Source organism: Actinoplanes sp. NPDC048791 (assembly GCF_040650095.1).
GTDB lineage: Bacteria > Actinomycetota > Actinomycetes > Mycobacteriales > Micromonosporaceae > Actinoplanes.
This window is the reverse complement of the sequence record NZ_JBEZGQ010000742.1, coordinates 1-1,699: the sequence shown is the minus strand read 5'-3', so window position 1 is coordinate 1,699 and position 1,699 is coordinate 1. Positions and strand designations below refer to the sequence as shown.

Below are 1,699 nucleotides of genomic sequence, written 5' to 3'. Positions count from 1 at the left end.
CACGGACGCCTCGATGTGGTCCAGCTCGTCGAGGACGCGCTTGAGGTCCGCGATCCGGATCCGCCAGATGTCCGGGTAGCGCGGGTCGTCCGGGGTGACGGCCAGCGTCGCCGAGTCGAGGTGGGTCGGCTGGATCACCACGAAGCCGCGGGCGGCCCAATAGCCGGCCAGCGGTTCGTACCCGTTCATCGACGAGGCGAAGCCGTGCGAGAACACGATGATCGGCAGGTCGCGGCCGGTGGCCGGGGCGGACACCCGGACCTGGAGGTCCGCGCCGCGGTCCGGGGCCGGCAGGACCACCGGGCGCAGGGAGACAACGGGGGTGATGGTGGTGGACATGGTGGTCACTCCTCGACGGCTGACGGCAAAAGCGGAACGTCGTTCCACATCCGAAGATATGGAGGCGTGTTCCGCTTAGCAAGTAGTGTGATGGAGGCCACCGGTGGGCCCCGGTCATCAGTGCAGGTCAGGAGGGTTTTGTGGCGCCGTACTTCAGGCCGTCGATCAGCAACGCGACCATGCGCCGGCCGTGGTCGCCTTCTTCGCCGGACATGCACAGGGTGCTCACCGCGTAGAGCAGTTCCTGCGCGCTGACCTCGGCGCGTACTGCGCCGGCCGCGGTGGCGGCGTCGAGCAGCCCGCCCAGGGCCGGGCCGAGCCGCTGCAGGAAGTAGTCCGGCAGGACGTTGAAAGCAGGATCGCCCGAGTGCAGGGCCGCGGCCAGGCCCCGCTTGGTGGCGATGAAGTCGGTGAACCGGAAGATCCAGCGGCTGAGGGCTTCACCGGGCTCGTGCTCCGCTGCCAGAACCGGAGCAGCGTCGGCGCAGGCGTCGACCTCGCGGCGGAACACGGCCGTGACCAGGTCGGACCGCAGCGGGAAGTGCCGGTAGAAGGTGCCGACCCCGACCCCCGCCTTGGCGGCGATCTCGCGGACGGGGGCGTCCACCCCTGAGGTGCTGAAGACGACCTTGGCGGCGTCGAGCAACGCGTCGATGTTGCGCTGCGCGTCCACCCGCACCCGCCGGTCCCCGTTCGTGCTCACCACACCACACCTCACCGGAACTCAACTGGAAGAGCGTTCCGGTTCGAGCTTACGTCAACGCGCGGGCTACCAGAGCTGGTCGCCCGCGCGCACCACCATCTCGTTGACGGCGACCCGGCGGTCCCGGGTGACGATGTAGCCGATCGCGTCCGCCACGTCCGCCGGTCGCAACGGCTCGCCGGTGCCGGGCTGCACCACGCTGACGCGTACCCGTTCGGTCAGCAGCTCCTGGCGCAGCGACTCGGTGAACCCGGTCAGGCCGAACTTCGACAGGTTGTAGACGCTGCTGCCCGCGCGGGCGACGCGCCCGGCGGTCGAGCCGACGTTCACGATGTCCGCGACCTGCCGCGGCGCGGTCGTCGCGGCGTCGATCAGGTACGGCACGGCGGCGTGCGTCACGTGCAGCAGCCCCGAGACGTTGAGCGAGATCGTCCGGGACCACTGCTCGAGCATGGTGTGCAGCGCCGTGTCGAGCAGCATGACCTCGGCGTTGTTGACCAGGACGTCCAGCCGCCCGAACCGTTCCAGGGTGTCCAGCACCGCCTGCTCGGCCTGCTCCGGGTCGGTGATGTCGGCCGGCACCGCGACGGCGTGACCGCCCGCGCCGGCGACCTCCGCGACGACCCGGTTCAGGCCGTCCCGGCGGCCGGCCACCAG

General features: G+C 70.5%; 2 protein-coding genes and 1 pseudogene. All 3 read right to left on the bottom strand.

The window, feature by feature from the left end; genetic code table 11:
• Positions 1–339, bottom strand: a pseudogene (locus AB0C29_RS35915) (chlorophyllase); the annotation flags it as partial.
• Positions 340–466: 127 nt separating this feature from the next.
• Positions 467–1,042, bottom strand: a complete 576-nt coding sequence (locus AB0C29_RS35910) for a TetR/AcrR family transcriptional regulator (RefSeq protein WP_360830034.1) — start codon at positions 1,040–1,042, stop codon at positions 467–469.
• A gap of 66 nt (positions 1,043–1,108) precedes the next feature.
• Positions 1,109–1,699, bottom strand: a 591-nt coding sequence (locus tag AB0C29_RS35905) for an SDR family NAD(P)-dependent oxidoreductase (protein WP_360830031.1), incomplete at its 5' end; no start/stop codon positions are given.